The 23,392-nt window shown below is 58.4% G+C and carries 22 protein-coding genes; 13 read left to right on the forward strand and 9 right to left on the reverse strand.

Going from position 1 to position 23,392, the window contains the following annotated elements; genetic code table 11:
* Positions 1-17: 17 nt before the first annotated feature.
* The gene (zupT, locus tag AC0TOY_RS16605; RefSeq protein WP_024906487.1) at positions 18-791 is read right to left on the reverse strand and encodes a zinc transporter ZupT; all 774 of its coding nucleotides are present in this window, start codon (positions 789-791) and stop codon (positions 18-20) included.
* A gap of 196 nt (positions 792-987) precedes the next feature.
* Here zupT and ygiD point away from each other — a divergent pair, with 196 nt between their 5' ends.
* Complete coding sequence (ygiD, locus tag AC0TOY_RS16610) at positions 988-1,776, forward strand: 4,5-DOPA-extradiol-dioxygenase (protein WP_473722200.1); 789 nt, start codon at positions 988-990, stop codon at positions 1,774-1,776.
* 93 nt (positions 1,777-1,869) lie between these two features.
* Here ygiD and AC0TOY_RS16615 read toward each other — a convergent pair whose 3' ends face one another.
* The 3 genes from AC0TOY_RS16615 to tolC all read right to left on the reverse strand — a co-directional run bounded on the left by AC0TOY_RS16615 (position 1,870) and on the right by tolC (position 5,383).
* On the reverse strand, positions 1,870-3,030 hold the full coding sequence (locus AC0TOY_RS16615) for a glutathionylspermidine synthase family protein (protein ID WP_473722202.1): 1,161 nt from the start codon (positions 3,028-3,030) through the stop codon (positions 1,870-1,872).
* Between the two features lie 2 nt (positions 3,031-3,032).
* Positions 3,033-3,701: a DUF1190 family protein gene (locus AC0TOY_RS16620; RefSeq protein WP_024906490.1), complete on the reverse strand. Its 669-nt coding sequence runs from the start codon at positions 3,699-3,701 to the stop codon at positions 3,033-3,035.
* A 194-nt stretch (positions 3,702-3,895) separates the two neighbouring features.
* The gene (tolC, locus tag AC0TOY_RS16625; RefSeq protein ID WP_024906491.1) at positions 3,896-5,383 is read right to left on the reverse strand and encodes an outer membrane channel protein TolC; all 1,488 of its coding nucleotides are present in this window, start codon (positions 5,381-5,383) and stop codon (positions 3,896-3,898) included.
* 204 nt (positions 5,384-5,587) lie between these two features.
* Here tolC and nudF point away from each other — a divergent pair, with 204 nt between their 5' ends.
* From nudF to parE, 5 genes are read left to right on the forward strand one after another with little or no spacing between them, the layout of a single operon-like run.
* Entirely contained in the window at positions 5,588-6,220 is a 633-nt protein-coding gene (nudF, locus tag AC0TOY_RS16630) for an ADP-ribose diphosphatase (RefSeq protein ID WP_024906492.1), read from the forward strand.
* Positions 6,217-6,639: a DUF1249 family protein gene (locus AC0TOY_RS16635; protein ID WP_014833293.1), complete on the forward strand. Its 423-nt coding sequence runs from the start codon at positions 6,217-6,219 to the stop codon at positions 6,637-6,639. The genes nudF and AC0TOY_RS16635 overlap by 4 nt, the downstream gene beginning before the upstream one ends.
* A 27-nt stretch (positions 6,640-6,666) precedes the next feature.
* Positions 6,667-7,494 carry a 3',5'-cyclic-AMP phosphodiesterase gene (cpdA, locus tag AC0TOY_RS16640; protein ID WP_024906493.1) on the forward strand — a complete coding sequence of 276 codons (828 nt, stop codon included), beginning with the start codon at positions 6,667-6,669 and terminating at the stop codon, positions 7,492-7,494.
* Positions 7,494-8,075: an esterase YqiA gene (yqiA, locus tag AC0TOY_RS16645; protein ID WP_473722204.1), complete on the forward strand. Its 582-nt coding sequence runs from the start codon at positions 7,494-7,496 to the stop codon at positions 8,073-8,075. The genes cpdA and yqiA overlap by 1 nt, the downstream gene beginning before the upstream one ends.
* A gap of 27 nt (positions 8,076-8,102) precedes the next feature.
* Positions 8,103-9,995, forward strand: coding sequence for a DNA topoisomerase IV subunit B (gene parE, locus AC0TOY_RS16650; protein WP_032650257.1), 1,893 nt, complete (start codon positions 8,103-8,105; stop codon positions 9,993-9,995).
* 83 nt (positions 9,996-10,078) lie between these two features.
* Here parE and AC0TOY_RS16655 read toward each other — a convergent pair whose 3' ends face one another.
* Positions 10,079-12,220: a TonB-dependent siderophore receptor gene (locus AC0TOY_RS16655; RefSeq protein WP_208763261.1), complete on the reverse strand. Its 2,142-nt coding sequence runs from the start codon at positions 12,218-12,220 to the stop codon at positions 10,079-10,081.
* A 382-nt stretch (positions 12,221-12,602) separates the two neighbouring features.
* Here AC0TOY_RS16655 and AC0TOY_RS16660 point away from each other — a divergent pair, with 382 nt between their 5' ends.
* Genes AC0TOY_RS16660 through AC0TOY_RS16680 form a run of 5 tightly spaced genes read left to right on the forward strand, consistent with a single transcriptional unit; the run spans position 12,603 to position 17,264 of the window.
* A complete protein-coding gene (locus AC0TOY_RS16660) occupies positions 12,603-13,415 on the forward strand; it encodes an ABC transporter ATP-binding protein (protein WP_473722205.1) in 813 nt (270 codons plus the stop codon).
* Positions 13,412-14,395 carry a FecCD family ABC transporter permease gene (locus AC0TOY_RS16665; RefSeq protein ID WP_473722207.1) on the forward strand — a complete coding sequence of 328 codons (984 nt, stop codon included), beginning with the start codon at positions 13,412-13,414 and terminating at the stop codon, positions 14,393-14,395. The genes AC0TOY_RS16660 and AC0TOY_RS16665 overlap by 4 nt, the downstream gene beginning before the upstream one ends.
* Positions 14,392-15,432: a FecCD family ABC transporter permease gene (locus AC0TOY_RS16670; RefSeq protein WP_473722208.1), complete on the forward strand. Its 1,041-nt coding sequence runs from the start codon at positions 14,392-14,394 to the stop codon at positions 15,430-15,432. Before AC0TOY_RS16665 ends, AC0TOY_RS16670 begins: the two co-directional genes overlap by 4 nt.
* Before the next feature lie 9 nt (positions 15,433-15,441).
* Complete coding sequence (locus AC0TOY_RS16675) at positions 15,442-16,392, forward strand: iron-siderophore ABC transporter substrate-binding protein (RefSeq protein WP_473722209.1); 951 nt, start codon at positions 15,442-15,444, stop codon at positions 16,390-16,392.
* A complete protein-coding gene (locus AC0TOY_RS16680) occupies positions 16,389-17,264 on the forward strand; it encodes a MurR/RpiR family transcriptional regulator (RefSeq protein WP_090418692.1) in 876 nt (291 codons plus the stop codon). The genes AC0TOY_RS16675 and AC0TOY_RS16680 overlap by 4 nt, the downstream gene beginning before the upstream one ends.
* Positions 17,265-17,352: 88 nt before the next feature.
* Here the strand turns inward: AC0TOY_RS16680 and AC0TOY_RS16685 are convergent, their stop codons facing one another.
* The 4 genes from AC0TOY_RS16685 to qseB all read right to left on the reverse strand — a co-directional run bounded on the left by AC0TOY_RS16685 (position 17,353) and on the right by qseB (position 20,391).
* Complete coding sequence (locus AC0TOY_RS16685) at positions 17,353-17,667, reverse strand: putative quinol monooxygenase (protein WP_032640570.1); 315 nt, start codon at positions 17,665-17,667, stop codon at positions 17,353-17,355.
* A 31-nt stretch (positions 17,668-17,698) separates the two neighbouring features.
* A complete protein-coding gene (locus AC0TOY_RS16690) occupies positions 17,699-18,280 on the reverse strand; it encodes an NAD(P)H-dependent oxidoreductase (protein WP_024906501.1) in 582 nt (193 codons plus the stop codon).
* A 105-nt stretch (positions 18,281-18,385) separates the two neighbouring features.
* A complete protein-coding gene (gene qseC / locus AC0TOY_RS16695) occupies positions 18,386-19,735 on the reverse strand; it encodes a quorum sensing histidine kinase QseC (RefSeq protein WP_473722211.1) in 1,350 nt (449 codons plus the stop codon).
* On the reverse strand, positions 19,732-20,391 hold the full coding sequence (gene qseB / locus AC0TOY_RS16700) for a quorum sensing response regulator transcription factor QseB (RefSeq protein WP_090418686.1): 660 nt from the start codon (positions 20,389-20,391) through the stop codon (positions 19,732-19,734). Before qseB ends, qseC begins: the two co-directional genes overlap by 4 nt.
* Positions 20,392-20,533: 142 nt before the next feature.
* On the opposite strand from qseB, the gene AC0TOY_RS16705 reads away from it, so the two are divergent.
* Both AC0TOY_RS16705 and parC read left to right on the forward strand, forming a co-directional pair.
* Positions 20,534-20,935, forward strand: coding sequence for a YgiW/YdeI family stress tolerance OB fold protein (locus tag AC0TOY_RS16705; protein ID WP_023344926.1), 402 nt, complete (start codon positions 20,534-20,536; stop codon positions 20,933-20,935).
* Between the two features lie 118 nt (positions 20,936-21,053).
* Positions 21,054-23,312 carry a DNA topoisomerase IV subunit A gene (parC, locus tag AC0TOY_RS16710; RefSeq protein WP_032650247.1) on the forward strand — a complete coding sequence of 753 codons (2,259 nt, stop codon included), beginning with the start codon at positions 21,054-21,056 and terminating at the stop codon, positions 23,310-23,312.
* The last annotated feature ends 80 nt before the right edge of the window (positions 23,313-23,392 follow it).

The raw sequence follows: 23,392 nt of genomic DNA on the forward strand, positions 1-23,392 counted from the left end.
GATATCCCGGCGTTTTTTTACCCGATTCCTGCGGTCTGCAGCAGAACCAGGCTTAATCCCATCACCGACATTCCGCACAGCACGCCATAGCTGGGGTTGTTGTTAGGATCTATCTCCTTCGCCAGCGGCATCAGTTCATCCACCGAAAGTGCAACCATGATCCCGGCTACCGCTGCCATAATCGCCGCCATCACTACCGGAGAGACCAGGCTACCAAGGATCAGCCAGGCCAGCACGCCGCCAAGGATTTCGGCCATCCCGGAAATACCTGCCCAGAACACCGCGGTGCGTTTCGAGCCCGTGGCGGCATAGACCGGTCCGGCGACGGCCAGTCCTTCAGGAATATTGTGTAAGGCCACCGCCAGTGCGATGCCAAAGCCCATTTCCAGATTGCTGCTGGCCGTCACGTAGGTGGCGACCCCTTCCGGGAAATTATGCAGGCTGATGCCCAGCGTCAGCAGAACCGCCGTTCGCTTAATATTCCGCGGCATGGGCGTTACGTTTTTCTGCATTAAATCCTGCGGATGCGCGTGCGGCAGCATCCGGTCGAGGGCAAAGTATCCCAGCAGGCCAAAGACAAACATGCCGTAGCCCAGCAGCGGAGACATGCCTTCTGTGCCCAGCGCGGCAGGCAGCATCTCCATCAGGGAGATGAGCAGCATGATCCCGGCAGCAAAGCCCAGCGAGAAGGCCAGCACGCGGTTAGAGGGCTTTTGACCAAGTACGCCGAGGATCGCACCGATAAAGGTCGCAGCACCCGCGAGTATGGTCAGGATCAAGGGGACTGACATGCATAACTCCTTGTGATAATGATTCTCATTAATATAAATGATTCATTTCTGGCAAAGCGAGGGGCGAACCCCGGCTTTACACATTCCTTACATTCAAATTTCCTGATGATGATCTTCACGCTTATCTGCGTTCATCTTTGCCGGATTGCGCGTAATGTAGCACCATTAAATTGACACCTTCTGTAAGGATATCATCATGACTTCTTCCCGTATGCCAGCCCTGTTTTTAGGCCACGGCAGCCCAATGAACGTTCTGGAAGACAACGTCTATACCCGCGCATGGCGTAGCCTGGGCGAGACGTTGCCGCGTCCAAAAGCGATTGTGGTGGTATCCGCGCACTGGTTCACCCGCGGCACGGGCGTGACCGCCATGGAAGCGCCAAAGACCATTCATGATTTTGGCGGCTTCCCGCAGGCGCTGTATGACACGCACTATCCAGCCCCCGGCTCGCCTGAGCTGGCACAAAGGCTGGTGGATCTGCTGGCGCCTGTTCCTGTAACGCTGGATAAAGAAGCCTGGGGTTTTGACCATGGCTCCTGGGGCGTGCTGATTAAAATGTATCCTGATGCGGATATCCCGATGGTGCAGCTGAGCATCGACAGCACCAAACCGGCCGCCTGGCATCTGGAGATGGGCCGCAAGCTGGCAACGCTTCGTGATGAAGGCATCATGCTGGTGGCAAGCGGAAACGTGGTGCACAACCTGCGTACGGCGCGCTGGCACGGTGAAAACACGCCATATCCATGGGCGACCGCTTTTAACGACTACGTTAAAGCGAACCTGACGTGGCAGGGTCCGGCTGAGGAGCATCCGCTGGTGAACTATCTGGATCATGAGGGCGGTTCGCTCTCTAACCCGACGCCGGAACACTTCCTGCCGCTGCTGTACGTGCTTGGCGCGTGGGATGGTCAGGAGCCGGTTACGATCCCGGTCGACGGGATTGAGATGGGAAGCCTGAGTATGCTGTCGGTGCTGGTGGGGTAATAAAAGCAAAACGGCAACTTCAGGTTGCCGTTTTTAGTGTGTGCACCCTCTCCCTGTGGGAGAGGGCTGGGGTGAGGGCATCAGGCCGCAGTCTTACTCCACAAAAATATGCGGATAGAACCGCGACAGATCCTGCGTGATCAGCGCGCGATCTTCGCGAATGCCAATCCCGGCCGGTTGATCGTTGACGAGCCAGCTGCCAATCAGCGTATAGCTGTCGCCAAACTTCGGCAGTGGATAGAATTCCTGGACGATCATCCCTTCTTCGCCGTACGGCCCTTCAACCGCTTCCAGCGTCTTACCGTTTTCGATAATCGACACGTTCGCACCTTCGCGGGAGAAGATCGGCTTAACGACGTATTTCTCCATTTGCGGGTAATCATCTTCCGCAAAATATGCTGGCAGCAGGTTAGGGTGATTCGGGAACATCTCCCAGAGCATCGGCAGCAGGGCTTTGTTAGAGATAATGCTCTTCCAGGCCGGTTCCAGCCAGCGCACGCCCGCGTCTTCCAGCTTGGTGGAGAACATCTCGCGCAGCATATACTCCCACGGGTAGAGCTTGAACAGGTTGCTGATCACCTGATCCTGCGTATCCGTAAACTGACCTTTTTCACCCAGGCCGATATCCTCGATATAGAGGAACTCGGTCGCCACCTCCGCTTCGGCAGCGCAGTCCTGCAGATACTGAACCGTGCCACGGTCTTCTTCCGTGTCGCGGCAGCAGGCAAGATGCAGCAGGTTGAAGCCAAACTGCTCGCGCAGCTCGGCGAAGCGCTCGATCAGCTTCTCCTGCAGGCTGTTGAACTGGTCGCTGCCTTCCGGCAGGTTTCCGGCATTGGCCTGGTCTTCCAGCCAGATCCACTGGAAGAACGCCGCTTCGTACAGGGACGTTGGGGTATCGGCGTTGTTTTCCAGCAGCTTAGGCTCGCCTTTGCCGTCCCACGCCAGATCCAGGCGAGAGTAAAGCGAAGGCTGATTCGTTTTCCACGACTGGCGGACAAAGCTCCAGGTGTGCTTCGGAATGCGGAACTTTGCCATCAGCTCGTCGCTGTCGATGACCTTTTCCACGACCTTCAGGCACATCTGATGCAGCTCGGCCGTCACCTCTTCCAGCTTCTCAACCTGGGCCAGCGTGAGCTTGTAGTAAGCGTCTTCACACCAGTACGGCTCGCCGTACATGGTATGGAAGTTAAAACCGTACTCGGTGGCTTTTTCGCGCCAGTCCGGGCGCTCGGTGATACTGACTCGTTCCATGATCAGCCGCCCATTGAGCGAGTAGAGGAGGTGCCTGTCGCGCTGCGCTGCATGCTGGTCTGCTTCGCCACCGATTCACCAAACCCGCCGCGGGTGATGGTGCTGGTCGTCGCAGGCTTCGGCGCCATTGCCGTTTTCGGTACCGTCACGGTGCGGCCAGGCGTCGCTGCGCCGTAGCCTTTACCGCTGGCATCGGTATATTGACCGTAAGCCGGGCTGGCCGGGTTTTTCGAGCTAAACAGCGGCTGCTGCTGGTAGCCTGCACCGCCGCCCATCAGGCGACCCATCATGTAGCCTGCCATCAGCGGCATCCAGAAGCTGCCGCTGGACTGCGCCTGCGCCTGATTTTCAGGTGCGGTGCTGGCCTGGGCCGGTGCCTGCTGGCACTGACCTTCACCGAATTCCGCCACGCAGTCTTCGCGTGAGGCATATTTCGGCGCGGTACGTTCTGCTTCTTTCAGCGCGCTCGTATAAGCCGTTTTACACTCGGCGGCTTTGCCGGTTGCGGCAGAGCAGTCGTCTGCGTTTTGATACAGCGAAACCGTTTCGTCATTTTTCTCACAGCCTGCCAGCATAAAGACAGCCGTGACCGCCAGCGCAACAGGGGTGAGGTGACGCGCGTTCCAGCTCTTGCGGAACGAAGCGTGATTTATAGATTTTGTCCGTTTCATCTTTGTCTTCCAGGACCCAGTGGTAATAACGCTCAGGATAGAGGATGAGTGGTTGAAAATGAAGCGAAGAGGGGCGGAATCAGGGGGATCTTTACGTTGGCTTACGTTCGGATGTGATTCAGATGCGCCCTCTCCCTGTGGGAGAGGGGCGGGGTGAGGGCATCAGGCCGCAGCAGGCCTGATGGCACTCACTCTTAGTTACGGAACGGATTATTGCCCTTGCTGGCAGGCGCTGTGGTGCGTGCGGCAGCGGGCTGTGCAGCAGGGGTGTTGCTGTTAGCGTTGAAGTTATCAACCGCGGCAACCTGGTCAGGATTCTCAGGTGCAACGCTCTCCGGAGAGGTGGAGACCGGCTTGCCCAGTGCGCTGTTCAGCATCTGCAGGTCTTGCTCGTTCAGCGTACCCAGAGCCTGCTTAATGTTCAGCTGGTTAATCAGGTACTGATAACGCGCGCTGGAGAGCTGCTGTTTCGCGTTGTACAGCGTAGTGGTCGCATCGAGCACGTCAACGATAGTACGTGTACCGACCGAGTAACCCGCTTCCATCGCGTCCAGGGAGCTCTGTGCAGACACAACGGCCTGTTTATAGGCGTTGATGCTGCTGATAGAGGCGTTCACGTTGTTGAAGGATGAACGTACGGTCTGCACCACGTTACGATGCGCGCTTTCCAGCTGCTCGCTCGCGCCAACAAAGTTGTACTGCGCCTGTTTCACCTGAGAGTTGACCTGACCGCCCTGGTACAGCGGCAGAGAGAAGCTCAGGCCCACCTTGTTCTGGCCCATATTGCTGTCATTATAACCCTGCGAATTGGCACCATTCGTTTTAGAGCCACTGTAGGTGGTGTCAGAGATACCGGTAGAGGCGCTCAGGCTCAGGGTTGGCAGATGACCGTCCTGCGCCTGACGAATTTGCTCGCGGGCCAGGTCCTGGCTCAGACGCGCCTGTAGCAACGTCAGGTTGCGGTTTTCCGCCTCTTTCAGCAGGGCGTTAACGGCCTGCGGTTTATCCGTTTTAAAGCTGTCGACGTTCAGAGACGCCAGCTCAGGATAATAATTCCCGGTGACCTGACGCAGGGATTCCAGCGCGTTGTCGAGGTTGTTACGCGCAGTCACTTCGTTGGCCAGCACGGTGTCGTACTGTGAACGGGCGTTCTGCACGTCGGTGATCGCCACCAGGCCCACGTTGAAGCGCTGGGTAGTTTGATCTAACTGGCGGTAAATCGCCTGTTTCTGCGCTTCGGTGTAGGAGAGCGCGTCAATCGCGCTCAGCACGTTGAAATACGCCGTGGCCGTGTTCAGGATCAGCGTCTGCTGGTCGGTCTGATAGGTCACATCCTGGATGCCTGCGCTCTTTTCCTGCAGGGTCAGGGCACGCCATTTGGACATATCAAACAGCGTCTGTGTTAATTGCAGTGAGGCGCTGGTAGCATTGGAGTTTACGCCGTTAGCGTCGCGGAAACCGTTGCTGTAGGTATAATCTGCACCTAACCCTAACTGTGGCAGCAAGGGGCTACGCGCTTCGTTAATCTTTTCAAACGCAGCATCACGATCGGCCGCTGATTTACGTAAATCAGGGTTGCCCAGACGTGCCTGCTGGTAGACCTGTAACAGGTTTTCCGCCTGGCTCATTGCACTGAAGCCCGTCAGGCTCAGGCCGATAAGGATGGGGAGCAATTTCTTCATTTGCATTCCTTGTTGTGAAGCAGTATTAGCGCTGATCTAATTAAAAAATAATTGCCGATTCTAACAGAATCTTCCATACCAAAAGGTTGGCGTTACGTGCCATCTGGCGGTAATTTGCACCAATCTACCATATAGCCTTACAAACGGCAGCCAAACAGCCTTGAAATTCACAATTTCATCACCATTGCTACCAGGACTCGACTCATGCAAAAACCAGATAAGTTGCCCGTGACTTTCGCCAAAAACGATGTAGAAATTATTGCACGAGAAACGCTTTATAGCGGTTTTTTTTCAATGGATCTTTACCGTTTCAGGCATCGCCTGTTTAACGGGGAAATGAGCGGCGAAATCAGACGCGAAATTTTTGAGCGCGGGCATGCGGCAGTCTTGCTACCCTTTGACCCAGTGCGTGACGAAGTTGTGCTGGTGGAGCAGATCCGCATCGCCGCTTATGACGTCAGTGAGAGCCCGTGGCTGCTGGAGATGGTGGCCGGGATGATCGAAGAAGGCGAGTCGGTCGAGGACGTCGCCCGGCGCGAGGCGCTGGAAGAGGCGGGGCTGGTGGTCGGCCGCACAAAACCGGTGCTGAGCTATCTGGCAAGCCCGGGAGGCACCAGCGAACGCTTATCCATAATGGTGGGCGAAGTGGACGCCACGACCGCAGAAGGCATTCACGGTCTGGCTGATGAAAACGAAGATATTCGGGTTCATGTGGTAAGCCGGGAACAGGCTTACCAGTGGGTAGAAGAGGGGAAAATCGACAACGCAGCGTCTGTCATCGCCCTGCAATGGCTACAGCTGCATTATCAGACATTACGAAACGAGTGGAAAAAATGAAGCGCTATACGCCTGACTTCCCAGAAATGATGCGCCTGTGCGAAACCAATTTCGCACAATTGCGCCGCCTGCTGCCGAAAAACGACGCACCCGGCGAAACGGTAAGCTATCAGGTGAGCAACGCGCAGTATCGATTAACGATAACAGAATCAACGCGCTACACTACGCTGGTGGAGATTGAGCAAACGGCACCCAGCATTAGCTACTGGAGCCTGCCGTCGATGACGGTACGTCTCTATCACGACGCGATGGTCGCTGAAGTGTGTTCAAGCCAGCAGATCTTTCGCTTCAAGGCGCGGTATGATTACCCGAATAAAAAGTTGCATCAACGCGACGAAAAGCATCAAATTAACCAGTTTTTAGCCGACTGGCTAAGATATTGTTTAGCACATGGAGCAATGGCGATTCCGGTTTGTTAGCGTCATAAACCTACCTAAGGACACCATTTGGAAAGCCTGTTGAACCTGACTGTTGCTGGTGGCGCGCCAGTCAGGATATTACAAATCACCGATACCCACCTTTTTGCCGAAAAGCATGAAACGCTGCTGGGGGTGAATACCTGGGAGAGTTATCAGGCGGTACTGAGCGCCATTCACGCTGAAAACCGTGCATGCGATCTGATTGTCGCAACGGGCGATCTGGCGCAGGACCAATCTTCCGCGGCCTACCAGCATTTTGCTGAAGGCATCGCGAGCTTTAGCGTGCCTTGCGTCTGGCTGCCGGGAAACCATGACTTCCAGCCTGCCATGTACAGTTCTCTTCAGGATGCGGGTATTTCTCCGGCGAAATGTGTTTTTGCGGGTGAACAGTGGCAGATCCTGCTGCTGGACAGTCAGGTGTTTGGCGTCCCGCACGGTGAATTAAGCGAGTTTCAGCTCGACTGGCTTGAGACCAAACTGGCTGCTGAACCTGAACGTCATACGCTGCTGTTGCTTCATCATCACCCTCTGCCGGCGGGCTGCAGCTGGCTCGATCAGCACAGCCTGCGCAACTCCGCGGCGCTGGATCGCGTGCTGGCGAAGTTCCCGCGGGTGAAAAATCTGCTGTGTGGGCATATTCACCAGGAGCAGGATCTCGACTGGAACGGGCGCCGCATGCTGGCGACGCCGTCGACCTGCGTTCAGTTTAAGCCGCACTGCGCCAACTTTACGCTGGATACCATCGCGCCAGGCTGGCGCTGGCTGGAACTGCATGCCGACGGCACGCTGACCACGGAAGTCTGCCGTTTGACCGGTGCAAAATTCCGCCCTGATACCGCTTCAGAAGGCTATTGATGTCTACGCTCCTTTATCTGCACGGATTCAACAGCTCGCCACGCTCCGCAAAAGCGACACAGTTTCGCCAGTGGCTGAGCGAGCATCACCCCGACGTTGAGATGATTATCCCTCAGCTGCCGCCTTACCCGGCAGAGGCCGCGGAGATGCTGGAATCCATTGTGCTTGCGCACGGCGGCGAAACCTTCGGTGTGGTCGGTTCATCCCTGGGCGGGTATTACGCTACCTGGCTCTCGCAATGCTTTATGCTGCCCGCCGTGGTGGTTAATCCGGCGGTACGGCCATTTGAGCTGCTGCGGGACTTTCTTGGCGAAAACGAGAACCCCTACACCGGCCAGCAATATGTGCTAGAGTCACGCCATATTTACGATCTCAAAGTTATGCAGGTCGACCCGCTCGAGGCGCCGGATCTCATCTGGCTGCTGCAGCAGATGGGAGATGAAGTGCTGGATTACCGCCAGGCAGTGGCGTATTACGCCTCCTGCCGCCAGACTATAGAAGAGGGCGGAAACCATGCTTTCACGGGCTTTGAGAATCATTTCACCCAGATTGTCGATTTTCTTGGACTGCACAGCCACTGACAATCAATGCGAATTGCTAGTTAAATCATGACGCAAACCTATAACGCTGATGCCATTGAGGTCCTCACCGGGCTTGAGCCGGTTCGCCGCCGCCCGGGGATGTACACCGATACGACGCGCCCAAACCATCTGGGCCAGGAAGTTATTGATAACAGTGTGGACGAAGCGCTGGCGGGCCATGCCAAACGCGTTGACGTCATCCTGCACGCCGATCAGTCGCTGGAAGTCATTGACGACGGGCGCGGCATGCCGGTGGATATCCACCCGGAAGAGGGCGTCCCGGCCGTTGAGCTGATCCTCTGTCGTCTGCACGCGGGCGGTAAGTTCTCCAACAAAAACTACCAGTTCTCCGGCGGCCTGCACGGTGTGGGGATTTCCGTCGTCAACGCCCTGTCAAAACGCGTGGAAGTGAACGTCCGTCGCGACGGTCAGGTGTACAACATCGCGTTTGAAAACGGCGAGAAGGTGCAGGATCTGCAGGTTGTCGGGACGTGCGGCAAACGCAACACCGGCACCAGCGTTCACTTCTGGCCTGACGAAAGCTTCTTCGACAGTCCGCGCTTTTCCGTTTCCCGCCTGACGCACCTGCTGAAAGCCAAAGCGGTGCTGTGCCCGGGCGTGGAAATCACGTTTAAAGACAACGTCAACAACACCGAGCAGACCTGGCGCTACGAAGATGGCCTTAATGACTATCTGTGCGAAGCGGTAAACGGCCTGCCGACGCTGCCGGAAAAACCGTTCGTCGGCAATTTCACCGGCGACACCGAAGCGGTGGACTGGGCGCTGCTGTGGCTACCGGAAGGCGGCGAGCTGCTGACCGAAAGCTACGTTAACCTGATCCCGACCATGCTGGGCGGTACGCACGTCAACGGCCTGCGTCAGGGGCTGCTGGATGCGATGCGTGAGTTCTGCGAATACCGCAACATTCTGCCGCGCGGCGTGAAGCTGTCGGCGGAAGATATCTGGGACCGCTGTGCCTACGTGCTCTCCGTGAAGATGCAGGATCCGCAGTTTGCCGGTCAGACCAAAGAGCGCCTGTCGTCACGCCAGTGCGCGGCGTTCGTTTCCGGCGTGGTGAAAGATGCGTTTACCCTGTGGCTGAACCAGAACGTGCAGGCGGCAGAAATGCTGGCGGAAATGGCCATTTCCAGCGCCCAGCGTCGTCTGCGCGCCGCCAAGAAAGTGGTGCGTAAAAAGCTGACCAGCGGCCCTGCACTGCCGGGCAAGCTGGCGGACTGTACCGCGCAGGATCTCAACCGTACCGAACTGTTCCTTGTGGAAGGGGACTCGGCGGGCGGGTCGGCCAAGCAGGCGCGCGATCGTGAATATCAGGCGATCATGCCCCTCAAGGGTAAGATCCTGAACACCTGGGAGGTCTCGTCTGATGAAGTGCTGGCCTCGCAGGAAGTCCACGATATCTCGGTGGCGATCGGCATCGATCCGGACAGCGACGATCTGAGCCAGCTGCGCTACGGCAAGATCTGTATCCTCGCGGATGCGGACTCCGATGGTCTGCACATCGCCACGCTGCTGTGCGCGCTGTTTGTGAAGCACTTCCGCACGCTGGTGAAAAACGGTCACGTCCACGTGGCGCTGCCGCCGCTGTACCGGATCGACCTCGGCAAAGAGGTTTACTACGCGCTGACGGAAGAAGAGAAAGCGGGCGTGCTGGAACAGCTGAAGCGTAAGAAGGGCAAGCCTAACGTGCAGCGCTTTAAAGGGCTGGGCGAGATGAACCCGATGCAGCTGCGCGAAACCACGCTGGATCCGAACACGCGCCGCCTGGTGCAGCTGACGATCAGCGACGAAGACGAACAGCAGACCAACGCTATGATGGATATGCTCCTTGCCAAGAAACGTTCGGAAGACCGACGTAACTGGCTACAGGAGAAAGGCGATATGGCGGATATTGAGGCCTGATGCCCTCACCCTAACCCTCTCCCACAGGGAGAGGGAATGGATCGTAGGCCCGGTAAGCGTTAGAGCCACCGGGCTTTTTTACGTCAAAACTCCATCTTCACCGTCAGCTGCACTTCGCGCGGGTCGCCAATCTGGTTACCCAGATTGTTGGTGGCGATAGATGAGGTGTAGTAGGTCTTATCAAACAGGTTTTTCACGTTCACCTGCAGCGTCACCGGATACTGCAGCTTCATCTTATACGCCGCAAACGCATCCGCCACGAAATAGCCCGGCAGATAGTAATCCGCACCGTTGGTTGCGGAACGACGACTCACGCCGTGCCCGCCGCCGCCCAGCGTCAGGGTATTCCCGGCAAACGCATTATGAATGTCGTAGGTCAGGAACAGGGAGCCGGTATGGCGCGGCACGTTCGGCAGCGGTTTTCCCGCATAGTCCGGGTCTTCCAGCACCTTCGCGTCGGTATAGCCATAGCTGGCGATGATATTGGTGTTCTCGGTCAGCGATCCGGCAAGATCCACCTCCACGCCCTGGGAGCGCACGCGGCCCGCCGTTTTGGCGATGGTTTCACCCCCCACGCTTTCGTTGTACAGCACGTTGCGTTTATGAATATCAAACAGCGCGATATTGGCGGTAACCCCGTCGAACAGGTCGAACTTTGCGCCCACTTCGTAAGCATTCGACGTTTCCGGCGGCAGGTCGCCGATGTAGCTCGCAATGGACGACTGCGGCATAAACGTCTGCGAGTAGTTGGCAAACAGCGAGACCGCTGGCGTGAGCTTATAGACCAGCCCCAGCTTCGGCGTCCACTGTTCGTCACGGCTGTCGGTGTTGACGTTGAACGGGCGGCCTTTGCCCGCGTACTGGGTGTAATACTGATAGCGCATCCCGGCGACGGCGATCCACTTATCGGTCAGGTACAGGGCATCCTGCGCGTACGCAGAGTAGCTTTCCTGCTTGAGCGTCTGGTCGCTGTCGGACGCCGACACGGTGGTGCATTTGCCGAGATTGCCATACGTCGGGTGATAGATATTGAAATCCTTCACGTTTTTACAGCGCATCATATCTGTGCGCAGCAGATCGTAATTCTCATACGACACGCCGGTCAGGATCTCATTGTAAAAGCCCGCAATATCGACATTCCCCTGCAGATCCGCACGGGTGCTGTGCATGCGCTGGGTCGAGCCCTGGGTCGCATCCACGCGGCGGGTCAGGTTGCCGGTTTTTGAATCGTAGGCCATCACGCGGGCCTGGTTATCGCTGTATTTGTCCTGGCTGTAGCTGTAGTCAAACTTCGCGGTCCACTGGCTGTTGAGGCGATATTCCGCGTTGAGCTGAGCGAGGTCGGACTGGCCGTCGGTGATGTTAAACGGCTCGTCAAAGCGGGTTTTGCGATCGACATCGACGGCCTTTTTAGTGTTGAGATCGAAGATCGTTCCGCGATCGAACGGCGTCTTATAGTCACGATGCGAATAGAGCACGGTCACGGTGGCATCGTCGCCAAACCAGGTGAGCGACGGAGCGATAAAGGTGCTGCGTTCGGTGCCGAAATTACGCCAGTAATCCTCGTCCTGATATTCGCCCGTGAGGCGATACGCCAGGCGCGTGCCGTCAATCGGGCCTGTCACATCGACCTGTCCGGTGCCGCCGCCAAAGCTGGAAGAGGTGGCAGAAATCGAGCCGCCGAAGGTTTTCTCCGGGCGTTTGGTGACGACGTTGATCAGGCCGCCCGGGTCGAGAATGCCGTACAGGGTCGAGGCCGGGCCTTTCAGCACCTCCACGCGCTCCGTTGCGGCATTGAAGCTGCGCGGCAGGACGGTGCGCAGACCGTTGGTCATGATTGACCCGTCGCGGTTCGCGCCAAACCCGCGGCGCACAAAGGCATCCTGCGTGCCGCCCAGGGTGTTGGTCTGCACCACGTTGCTGACGTTATAGAGCGCTTCGTCCAGCGTGGTGGCGTGCTGATCCTCCAGCACTTTATCGCTGACGGTATTCACCACCTGCGGGATATCCAGCATCGGCATGTTGGTTAACGTCGCGGTGGAGGTATTCAGCGGCTGGTAGCCGTTGGTGGCTTCCGCGGCAGTATTTGGATCGGCGGTGACGGTAAGCGTTTCGCCGTCTTTAGCCGCGGTGGTGTCTGCTGCCTGCACCAGCGGCGCCATAAACAGCAGTGAAAAGAGCGCGCGCCCTTTTACCCCAGAGAGTGAAGGTGTGAACGTAGCCATTACATCTGTTATCCCGAAATATACCGCGAATGCGTTCGCGGCAAACTGTGTGAGTCATTGCCCTTTACGGTCTGTCCGTTAGCCGGAAGTGGCATCGGACATGTAATTGAGAATCATTCAATCATGCGGGGATGTAGTAGTAAATCGAAAAAAGAAAAAATCGACTACAGCGTTTAAATGTGCAGATAAGCGCATAGGGATGTGAATTAACTTATTGAAATTAATGTTCTTATAAACCTTAATGCGTTCATCTTTACTCTGGGTTACCCCTGATTTATTCAGGGTGTTTCTTCGCTTGACTACTACATGGCGCAGCGTCAAACTCTCAAAAGAGAATGAGTTTTATTTTTATTTGTTGGTTTTTCATTACGTTGGCGTTCACGTGGCTCACAACACACACAAACCGGGTCTGGTTCTGGAGAACCTCTCTGCGGGCTATCAGAAAAAAATCATCGTTGATGATATCTCCCTTGCCATCCCGCAGCAGAAAATGACGGTGCTGGTAGGGGCGAACGGCTGTGGGAAATCCACGCTGTTGAGCACTATCGCGCGGCTGCTGCAGCCGCTGGGGGGAACCGCGCTGCTGGACGGTAAAGCCATTCATGAGCAGCCCACCAAAGCGGTCGCCCGTCAGCTTGGCATTCTCCCGCAGTCTCCGCTGCTGCCGGAAGGGTTAACCGTTTTTGAGCTGGTCTCGCGCGGGCGTTTTCCCTGGCAGAACTTTATGCGCCAGTGGAGCGACGAGGACGAGCGGGCGGTGGAAGAGGCCCTGCGTCTGACCGGCACGGCAGAGTTTGCCCATATGCTGGTGGAAAGCTTGTCCGGCGGGCAGCGTCAGCGCTGCTGGATCGCCATGGCGCTGGCGCAGCAAACGCCGTATATCCTGCTTGACGAGCCGACGACGTATCTCGATCTCCGCTACCAGGTGGAGATCCTGGAGCTGCTGCACGCCCTGACCCGCCAGCACGGGCGTACGGTGGTGGTGGTGCTGCACGATCTCAACTTCGCCGTGAACTACGGCGATTCGCTGGTCTTTTTACGCCAAGGGAAAGTTGAAGGCGTATTGCATGAGGGCGATGCCTGCACGCCGGAGCTGATCAAAGCGGTGTTTGATGTGGACGTGCATATGTCCATCAACCCGTTGACCGGCAAGCCGTTCTTTATGCCGTTTCGCCAGAGCATCGAACAGCCATGATGCGTGCTTCTCTGGCCTTCCTGATTTTTACATTGCTGCTGGCACTGGGCGCGATTGTGCATCTTGGCATCGGGGCGCGGTTTATCCCTCCCCGAACGGTAGTAGAGGCATTCTTCCATTTCGAACCGCGCAATTTCGACCATAACGTCATCATCAGACTACGACTGCTGCGCCTCTGCGCCGCGATGGTGACCGGCGCCGTGCTCGGCGTGGCGGGCGTGCTGCTACAGTCCGTGATCCGCAACCCGCTCGGCGAGCCGCATATTCTGGGGCTCAACGCCGGGGCCGCGCTGGCGGTAGTGATTACCAGCGCGCTTGGGCTGTCGCTGCCGTTTGGTCGCCCGCTGATTGCCGCCGCCGGTGCCGCCGCGCTGTTTCTGCTGGTGCTGATGTTCTCCTCGTCCGGTCGCACCGGGCTCACGCCGATGAAGGTCACCCTGTGCGGCGTGGCGATGTCGGCGTTTGCATCGTCGATTACCGCCGCGGTGTTAATCCTGGATGAACAGACGCTGCTCGCCCTGCGCACCTGGCTGGCGGGCGATATCGCCGGAGTCAACGCGCAGACGCTCCAGAGCGCCCTGTGGGCGGCATCCGCCGGTTTTGTTCTCGCTATCGGGCTGTCGCCCTCGCTCAACATGCTGGCGTTGGGCGACAGAATGGCCCAGGGGCTTGGCGTGTCGCTGCTGAAAACTCGCCTGCTTGCCCTGCTGGCCATCGCGCTGCTCTGCGGCGCGGCCGTCTCTGTCACCGGGCCGATTGGCTTTATCGGCCTTGTGGTGCCGCAGCTCATCCGCCGTCTGGTGTCGGTCGATTTACGCGTGATGGTGCCGCTGTCGGCCCTGTGCGGCGCGCTGGTACTGCTGCTGGCGGACATCGCTGCCCGCACGCTGTTTACCCCCTGGGAGCTGGCAACCGGCATCATGACGGCCCTGGTCGGCGCGCCCGTGTTCATCTTTATGGCGTCGAGGATGTTCAAATGAACCGGGCCGGACTCCGCGCGATCCGCGTTGGCTACCTGTCGGCGCTGGTTCGTCCGAAGGCGCTGGCGTACCTGTCGCTTTTCGCGCTGGCGGCGCTAAGCCTGCTGGGCTTTGGCCTGACGCACGGTTCTCTACCCATTCCCGCCTCTGCCATCGGGCGCGCGCTCTTTTATCCAGAAAGCCTGGCGGCCGACACGCGCTACGTCGTGATGGACATCCGCCTGCCGCGCCTGCTGATGGCGATACTGTGCGGCGCCATGCTCGGCATGGCAGGGGCGACAATGCAGTCCATCACCCGCAACGGTCTGGCTGACCCCGGGCTTATCGGCGTGAAGGAGGGCTGTAGCGCGGCGGTACTGCTGCTGATTTTTCAGTTCCCGGCGCTGGGCCTGGCCTGGCGTCCTCTGGTCGGCATGGCCGGCGGGCTGCTCACCGCGCTGCTGGTCATCGCCCTGGCGCGCGATATCTCGCGTCCGCGGTTCATCCTGATCGGTATCGGCGTGTCATGGGCGTTTGCCGCGGCGATGGGCGTCTTTATGACCACCGCCGACGTGCGCGACGTGCAGACGGCGATGCTGTGGCTGGCGGGAAGCCTGCACGCGGCCAACTGGACGTTGGTGGGGCTGGCCGCGCTCTGGACGGCTCCCGCGTTTGCGCTGCTGCTGTTTACCGCGCGGGCCGCGGACGTGGCGTTGCTTGGCAATCAGGCCGCCGCAGGTCTTGGCGTGCGCACAACCCGGCTGGCGCTGCTGCGGGTTCTCGCCCCGGTGGTGCTGACGGCGGCCTGCGTCTCCTGCGTGGGCAGCATTGGCTTCGTGGGGCTGATTGCCCCGCACATGGCGCGCCTGCTGCTGCGCGGTGGGCAAACCGCGCTCCTGACGGGAAGCGCCGTGCTGGGGGCGCTGCTGGTGCTGCTGGCGGATAACGTCGGACGTCTGGCATTCCTCCCGCTGCAGCTGCCGGCGGGGATTGTAATTTCATTGATTGGCGGACCGTTTTTCCTGCTGCTGCTCTGGCAGCGTCGGGACAGATTTTAGGGGACTATGATGCGCGTACTGTTTTCGATGCTGTTGCTGGTGGGGTTCGCGGTGAGCGCGGCGGAGCCGACGCAGGTATTTACCGACGATTTGGGACGCGAAGTCGTTGTGCCGGTTCATCCGAAGCGGATTGTTTCATTACACGATCTGGATATCACCATTCCGCTGATTGAGCTTGGCGTGCCGCCTGTGGCGAGCCATGGCCGCACGCGGCCGGACGGCAGCCACTTTCTGCGCTCCAGCGGCATGTTAACCGGCGTCGACTTCGATAATTCCGATATTAAATTTATCGGCACGGCCGATATCGACATAGAGGCCATCGCCGCCGCAAAGCCTGACCTGATTATCACCGAGCCGACGCGCAACACCCCGGTGGAACAGCTGGAAAAAATTGCCCCGACGGTAAGCATCGATCATCTCGACGGCGGCGCGCCGGAGATCTACCGCAAGCTGGCTCAGCTGACGGGAACGCAGGCGAGGCTCAAGGTTCTGGAGCGGCGCTATCAGGAGCAGATTAAGGCGCTGAAGGCGACAATTGATACCAGCAAGGTGACCGTGTCCGTGATCCAGGCTAATCAGGGGAAAATCAACGCCATGCATAGCTACCACTCGCTGGGCCGCGTGCTGCGTGACGCCGGATTCAAATTCCCGCCGCTGATTGAGTCCATCCCGGAAGGGGGGCGGATTGACGTCAGCGCCGAGCGCCTGCCGGAGCTGGATGCCGATTTCGTCTTCGCCACCTGGCGCGGGGATACGGGCGGTAAACCGCAGGACGAGCTGGCGGCGATGGATGCGGTCATGCCGGGCTGGTGTCAGTTCCTGAATGCCTGCCGAACCAGGCACTACGTGCTGATCTCGCGTGAAGAGGCGATCTCGAATTCGTTCGCGTCATTAGGGCTGATGGCCGCGCAGGTGCAGTCGCAGATTGCCGGGCGTCCGCTGCCGGAGGCGTCACGGTGATCCGAAGAGTCGATGTTTACGGTGAGCGATTCCGCTCGCGGGCGCATCAGTTGACGCCGCGTCTGCTGCAGGTCGCACGCTATATTCATGACAACCGCGAGGTGGTAATGGAGCAGACCGCCATGGAGATTGCCGCCGTATTGAAAACCTCGGACGCCACGGTAGTCCGCGCCATTCAGGCGCTGGGTTTCGCCGGGCTGCGCGATCTCAAGCAGACGCTGGAGCAGTGGTTTGGCCCGGTGGTCACCTCCAGCGAAAAGATGTCCACCACGGTGAATACGCTCGCCAGCGACGTCAATGCGAGCATTGATTTCGTGCTTGAGGGGCATCAGCACACCTGCGAGGTGTTATCCGAGCCCCACAACCGCTACGCGATGGCGCAGGCGGTCTCTCTTCTGGCGCAGGCGAGGCAGGTCGCCATATTTGGTATTGGGGCCTCCGGCATTCTGGCCGAGTACACCGCCAGGCTGTTCAGCCGTATGGGATTACCCGCCACGCCGCTCAACCGTACCGGGATCGGGCTTGCCGAACAGCTGATTGCGCTTCAGCGCGGCGACGTGCTGGTGATGATGGCGCAGAAATCCGCGCACCGGGAGGGGCAAACCACCCTGCGTGAAGCAAAACGTCTGGGCATTCCCACCATCCTGCTGACCAACGCCCTTGATTCGCGTTTCAGTAAGGAGGCCAGCGTGGTGATCCACGTTCCGCGCGGCGGCGAAAAGGGCAAAATCCCGCTCCACGGCACGGTGCTGCTGTGTCTGGAGATGATCATTTTATCCGTTGCCTCCACCGAGCCGCAGCGCACCATTAAGTCAATGAAGCGCATCAACGAGCTACATCGCGGGTTAAAGCCGGGGAAGAAAAGCAGCTAAAAACAACAAAGCCCGGTGGCGCTAGCGCTTACCGGGCCTGGATCTGTTCTCCCTCTCCCTTGGGGAGAGGGCCGGGGTGAGGGGAAACTTAAACCCCTTGCTCCAGAATGCGGATGTGGGTTTCCAGCACGTCACCCTTCACCGCGTCGCTCCACGCTTTCATGTGCGGGGTCTGCAGATGCGCTTCAAGATGCGCGACGGTTTCCCACTGCTCAACCATGATGATCGAGTCCGGCGCGGTCGCCTGGAAGCTGGCGTCAGTGGCGGCATCCACCATCGGCGCGTAGCCGTGGCAGCCTTCTTCTTTCAGTACGGTCGGGATAATTTTCGCGAACTGATCCAGCACCGCCTGGCGGTGATGTTGACCTGGACGAGTACGGATTTCTGCGATAACGGTAAGCATGTTTACTACTCCTTTAATTCCAGGCTACCAGTTAAGCAAAAATTTTCGCGAGATGCTTGCGATATTCTGCGATATAGCTCGGGACATCAGGCATTTTAATCACGTCGTTGACGATAAAGGTCGGCAGCGGATCCATGCCCAGGAACTGATTCGCCTTGTGGAACGGCAGGTACGCGCCGTCCACGCCCACGCCTTCGAAGAACTGATCTTTCTCGGTGAAGGCTTCCAGCGGCGCGTTCCAGGTCAGTGACAGCATATATTTTTTGCCCTGAATCAGACCGCCTGAACCGTATTTTTTGGACGCGTCAGAGCGGGTGCGACCGTCGCTGGCATACAGTGAGCCGTGACCTTCGGTGAACACGTCGTCCATGTATTTTTTCACGGTCCACGGCGCGCCCATCCACCAGCCTGGCATCTGCCAGATCACCACGTCAGCCCACAGGAAGTTCTGCACTTCGGCCTTCACGTCGTAGTTACTGTCTGCACGCACGACCTTAACATCATGCCCGGCGTCGCGCAGGAAACCATCCGCGACCTCGGTCAGGGTGTCATTCAACTGGCCTTTAGAGTGCGCAAATTCTTTTGCACCGTTAATAATCAGAATGTTGCTCATTTTTTGTCCTCGACGATGAGAGTATGCCGGGTATTCTACGCGCGAGGACGGAGCGGAAAAATGAGCAAAATGTGCAAAGTCTTTTGCGTTAAACGCAATAATTCCTTACCAGCTGACCTTCGCTTCAAAACCACCTTCAGGGGCATTGCTCAGCGAGACGCGCATCCCGTGCAGCGCGGCGATGCGTTTTACGATGGATAATCCCAACCCGCTGCCCGTGGCATCCTGACCCGGCGGACGATAAAAGCGCTCGCCGATGCTCGCCAGCGCGTCCGGTGAAATCCCGGGACCGTTGTCGCGCACGCTAAAGCTACGCGCGTCCAGCGTCACGTCCACCACGCTGCCGTGCGGGCTGTAGCGAATCGCGTTATCCAGCAGGTTGCGCACCAGCAGGCTCAGGAGCAGCGGCTGGCCCGTACGTGTAACCTCTGGTGCATGGATATTCAGGCGAACATCAATGCCTGCCTGCTGCGCCGGATGCCAGATATCCAGCACCGCCGACTGCAGTAGATCGGCAAGCGTTATAGGTTCGACATCGTCCAGGTTGTCCAGCGTATCCAGACGCGACAGCGTGAGGAGCTGGTCCACCAGCCGGGAAGCGCGGTCGATTCCCGCATGCAGCTGCGTCAGCGCCTTTTCCCGCGCCTGCGGATCGTCATGAGAGAGCTGCGCCACGTCAGTTTGTACCTTCAGGGCCGCCAGCGGGCTGCGCAGCTCGTGGGCCGCATCGGACGTAAAGCGGCGCTCGCGGGTCATCATCTCCTGGGTGCGCGCGAAGAGATGATTCAGCGCGTCGAGCAGGGGGCGTACTTCTGTTGGTACGCCCTCCGTCGGCAGGTTATCTGTGGCGTCCGGCGAGCGGGAGCGCAGGGTCTGTGCCAGCTTTTTCAGTGGCTTCAGCTCCCGACTGAGGAGGAGAACCAGCAGCAGCAACATCACGGGCAGCGCCACCAGCCAGGGGGTCAGTTGTGAGCTGACCACGTCCAGCGCCATATCCTGGCGGTACTCCCACTCCTGACCGACCACCACGCGGTACTTCCCGTCGGGTGAGGTCAGCCACAGGAAACGCCATTCGTCGTTGTCGTCCTGGAGCTGCCCGTTATCAAACCCGTCGCGGCGATAGTGGTACGGAATATCGCGCCCGTTCTCGCCGTCGTTCAGCAGCATTTTGCCCTCGACGCTGTAAATGGCGAAAGCCAGCGCGTCGTCATCCAGACGACCATGCTTCACTTTTTTGGGGATCTCACGCATGCGTTCGGGGGCGCGGATCTCGTCAAGATCCATCGTCAGCAGCCGTTTGGCAAACAGCATCTGCTGCGTGTCGAAGAGCTTATCCAGCTTGTGGGTGGTCTGCTGCCAGGCCACCAGGCTGGCGGCAAACCATGCCGTCAGGGAAAGCGCTAAAAAAAGGAGCGTCAGGCGCAGCTTCAGGCTCAGGCGTTGCGTCAGCTTCATGCGTCACCCAGGATATAGCCGATGCCGTGCACGGTGCGGATAAACTCGCTGCCAAGCTTGCGGCGCAGATGATGAACGTGAACTTCGATGGCGTTGCTGGAGACGTCGTCGTCCCAGGTATAAAGCTTTTCCTCGATAAGCTTTCGCGGCAGCACCCGGCCCGCGTTACGCATTAATAGCTCCAGCAGCGCGAACTCTTTCGGCTTCAGCGTCAGCGGCTCACCGTCCAGCGTGGCGACGAGTCGGGTCGGATCGAGCGTGACCTTGCCGTGGCGTAGCTCGCTATGCGTCTGGCCGTGGCTGCGGCGGACCAGCGCCTCAAGGCGGGCACCCACTTCAATCAGCGCGAACGGCTTACAGAGATAATCATCCGCGCCAAGACGCAGCCCCTCCACGCGCTGGTTAAGCGCATCCCGTGCGGTCAGGATCAATACCGGCTCGCTGCGCCCGCTTTCGCGCCACGCGCGCAGGATCTCCAGACCGTCGATTTCCGGCAGCGTCAGATCCAGCACCACGGCATCATAGGGCGCAGAAGCGAGCGCGGCCTGACCGGTTTTACCGTCGGTAAACCAGTCCACGCTAAAGCCCATTTTGCTTAACCCCGCCTTGATACCGTCACCGATTAACCTGTCGTCTTCTACCAGTAAAATGCGCATGTTCCCTCCTTGATGCCGTCAGTCAGTAAACCCTCTGTAAGCGCCTGCTGTACAGCAATAATAAATAAATTTTTCCCTTAAGAAGTTGTTAAGGATTACCCTGTTTAATGGACTGCGAAACCAGATTAAAGGGAGAGTTAATATGAAAAAATTCGCTGCTATTGCCGCCATCATGATGATGACCACTGCCCCCGTTTTTGCCGCGCAGGGCGGATTTAACGGCCCGTCTGCCGCACAGACCCAGACCCAAACGCAGGCAGGCGGTTTTGTCGATAATGACGCCAACCTCACCACCGCGGTGAAGGTGAAAGAGATGAAGGACGACAGTTGGGTGAAGCTGCGCGGGAACATCACCCAGCGCCTGTCCGATGACCGCTACACCTTCCGCGATGAGACCGGCACGGTGAACGTGGAAATTGACCACAAGCGCTGGAACGGCGTGACCGTCACCCCTCAGGATAAAGTGGAAATCCAGGGCAAGGTCGATAAAGAGTGGAACGATTTTGAAATCGACGTGAAGCAGGTCATTAAGCTGAACAAATAACCCTGAAAGGGCCGCATAAGCGGCCCTTTTTCTTTGTGACTCAACTCGCCAGATAAGGTAGTATCTGCGGCAATATTGCCTGAAACCCTTCGGTTTCTGAGTTGAGGAATCACACGTAATGAGCGATATGGCAGAGCGCCTCGCGCTACATGAATTCACGGAAAACGCCTACCTGAACTACTCCATGTACGTCATCATGGACAGGGCGTTGCCGTTTATCGGGGATGGCCTGAAGCCCGTTCAGCGCCGCATCGTCTATGCGATGTCCGAGCTGGGGCTGAACGCCACCGCCAAGTTCAAGAAATCCGCCCGTACCGTCGGTGACGTGCTGGGTAAATACCATCCGCACGGCGACAGCGCCTGCTATGAAGCGATGGTGCTGATGGCCCAGCCGTTCTCTTACCGCTACCCGCTGGTGGATGGCCAGGGGAACTGGGGTGCGCCGGACGATCCGAAATCCTTCGCGGCGATGCGTTATACCGAATCCCGTCTGTCTAAATATGCCGAAGTGCTGCTGGGCGAACTGGGTCAGGGAACCGTTGACTGGGTACCGAACTTCGACGGTACGCTGCAGGAGCCGAAGATGCTGCCTGCGCGTCTGCCGAATATCCTGCTGAACGGCACCACCGGTATTGCGGTCGGTATGGCGACGGACATTCCGCCGCACAACCTGCGTGAAGTGGCGAAAGCCGCCATCACCCTGATTGAGCAGCCGAAAGCCTCGCTCGACGATCTGCTGGATATCGTGCAGGGTCCGGATTTCCCGACCGAAGCCGAAATCATTACCTCGCGTGCGGAAATCCGCAAAATCTACCAGAACGGTCGCGGCTCCGTGCGCATGCGCGCGGTGTGGAATAAAGAAGACGGCGCCGTGGTGATCACCGCGCTGCCGCATCAGGTTTCCGGTGCCAAAGTGCTGGAGCAGATCGCCTCCCAGATGCGCAATAAAAAGCTGCCGATGGTGGACGACCTGCGCGACGAGTCTGACCACGAGAACCCGACCCGTCTGGTGATTGTGCCGCGCTCCAACCGCGTGGACATGGAGCAGGTGATGAACCACCTGTTTGCCACCACCGATCTGGAAAAAAGCTACCGCATCAACCTGAACATGATCGGCCTCGACGGACGCCCGGCGGTGAAAAACCTGCTGGAGATCCTCACCGAATGGCTGACGTTCCGCCGCGATACGGTACGCCGTCGTCTGAACCATCGTCTGGAGAAAGTGCTTAAGCGCCTGCATATCCTTGAAGGTTTGCTGGTGGCGTTCCTCAATATCGACGAGGTGATTGAGATCATCCGTACCGAGGACGAGCCGAAGCCGGCCCTGATGTCGCGCTTTGGCATCAGCGAAACCCAGGCCGAAGCGATCCTCGAGCTGAAGCTGCGCCATCTCGCCAAACTGGAAGAGATGAAGATCCGCGGCGAGCAGAACGAGCTGGAAAAAGAGCGCGATCAGCTGCAGGCGATCCTCGCGTCCGAACGCAAGATGAACACCCTGCTGAAGAAAGAGCTGCAGGCCGATGCCGACGCGTTTGGCGACGACCGTCGTTCTCCGCTGCACGAGCGCGAAGAAGCGAAAGCGATGAACGAGCACGACATGCAGCCGTCCGAGCCGGTGACCATTGTCCTGTCGCAGAGCGGCTGGGTGCGCAGCGCCAAAGGCCACGATATCGACGCGCCGGGGCTCAGCTACAAAGCGGGCGACAGCTTCAAAGCGGCGGTGAAAGGGAAGAGCAACCAGCCGGTGGCGTTTATCGATTCCACCGGCCGCAGCTACGCCATCGACCCAATCACACTGCCTTCCGCGCGCGGGCAGGGCGAGCCGCTCACCGGCAAGCTGACGCTGCCGCCGGGCGCGACGGTTGACCATATGCTGATGGAAGCCGATGAGCAGAAGCTGCTGCTGGCGTCCGATGCGGGCTACGGCTTTATCTGTACCTTTAACGATCTGGTTTCCCGCAACCGTGCCGGTAAGGCGCTGATTAGCCTGCCGGACAACGCTCACGTGATGGCGCCGCTGGTGATTGAGAACGAAAGCGACATGCTGCTGGCGATCACTACCGCCGGACGTATGCTGATGTTCCCGGTCAGCGATCTGCCGGAGCTGTCGAAAGGCAAGGGCAACAAGATTATCAACATCCCGTCGGCGGAGGCCGCGAAAGGCGAAGATGGCCTGGCGCACCTCTTCCTTCTGCCGCCGCAGAGCACGCTGACCATTCACGTCGGCAAGCGCAAAATCAAGCTTCGTCCGGAAGAGCTGCAGAAGGTGGTGGGTGAGCGCGGTCGCCGTGGCTCGCTGATGCGCGGTCTGCAGCGTATTGACCGCGTGGAGATTGACTCTCCTGCACGCAGCACCGCGGGTGACAGCGAAGAGTAATGTCGTGATATCCCCCTCTGTCCGGAGGGGGAATTTCAATAAAATTTCCCGTAAAATCGTTGTTAATTCGTGCGTTGCGA

Source organism: Enterobacter sp. PL_is379 (genome assembly GCF_055817355.1).